The sequence below is a fragment of the Methanooceanicella nereidis genome (assembly GCF_021023085.1).
Lineage (GTDB): Archaea > Halobacteriota > Methanocellia > Methanocellales > Methanocellaceae > Methanooceanicella > Methanooceanicella nereidis.
The window spans coordinates 1-1,390 of record NZ_PGCK01000023.1; the positions used below are offsets into that span (position 1 = coordinate 1).

The window sequence follows — 1,390 nt, forward strand, 5'->3', positions numbered from 1 at the left end:
CCAGTAGTTCCGTTGGTGTGTGAGTGGTTGTTCGGTGTTTTTGTTGGAAGGCGTTTTCCTCTTGTGTTGAGATATTTTTCTTTTTATGGGATTAAAAAGTGTTTATATCTCTGAGGGTTTGCCTTCCGTTAAAGCGGTTAGTGTTACGGCGTTAAAAGGGTTTGCCGGTGTTTTTTCTGGTATTCCTGTTCTGGGTCGTAGAAAAGGGAAGAAAATTTTTTACAGTCTTTGCGGTTGTTGCCTTAGTGGTATGAGTATTGAGATGTTTCATGATGAGTATGGTGGTGTGAGTCCTGATGTGGTTTTGAGTTCTGTTAATAAGATATCGTTGGAGATGATGGAGAAGGTTTGTAACAGGCTCTTGAAATTGTCGGTGAGGATGGCGGGGGGTGCGAGGATGTTTGTTCGTACTAAGAATGTTAGTATTGATTATCATGATGTCTTGTATTATGGTAAGAGCACGCCTTTCACCGTGAAGACTCTTGAAGGTCATAAGGGTAAGAGGAGGAGATGTCATCGGTACGGGGTCGCGAGTGTGACCGGCAAGTGTTTTTATCAGGCCGTCTCTATCATGGGGGCTAGGAAAGGTGTTTCCAATCTTGAGATAGTGAAAGGATTGCTGGAAGACGTGGGTCGTAATCCTGTTTTAAAGAACAGGGTGGGCGTGGTTCTCATGGACAAGTTTTTCGCCGGAGTCGATGTTATCAACTACCTGGAATCGAACGATCATCTTTACATCATGCCTTTCAAACATTCCAAGACCCTTGACCGGTTATACGAGAACGCCCGTCGTACAGGGATTTTTCATGCTTTGTACCATATGAGGAAGAAAGATCCGGGAAATTCGGTCTGGAAGACCGTGAACGTGTATTTCATACCCGTCGAAGACGAGGAAGGATATTACGCTTACATCTCCAACATCGAGACACCCCCCGGCATGGAATGGATACTGGACATGATCTATCGCGGAAGATGGAACATAGAAGTCAACTTCAAGGTCAAAAAAGTAGTGAAACCAACAACATCAAGCAAAAACCCGGCTTACAGAATACTCCTCGAAACCATCTCGTTAATACTGGCCAACCTGTGGAAACAACTCGAAATCAGAATCACTGACAGACCGTTAAGACAAAAACAGTACGACCTCACACTCCACAAACTCATACAAGAAATGATAACAACACCCACAAAAAACAACATGGAATAACAAGACTAAAAACGACCACAAAAGGACACCCCATTTTTTAACTCCCACACCACTTGCTAAAAAAGACACCAAAACACAAAAAACACCAAACACCAAACAACAACACAAACAAAAAAACACACAAAAAACAAAAAAACACAACCCCTAACCAAACAACCACAAGCAAACCAACGGAACTACTGG

At 42.9% G+C, this 1,390-nt stretch carries 1 protein-coding gene; it reads left to right on the forward strand.

Translation table 11 applies throughout. The features are described from left to right. Positions 1–250: 250 nt before the first annotated feature. Positions 251–1,207 (forward strand): transposase, encoded by a 957-nt coding sequence (locus CUJ83_RS15500; RefSeq protein WP_230743376.1) that lies wholly within the window; start codon positions 251–253, stop codon positions 1,205–1,207. Positions 1,208–1,390: the final 183 nt, after the last annotated feature.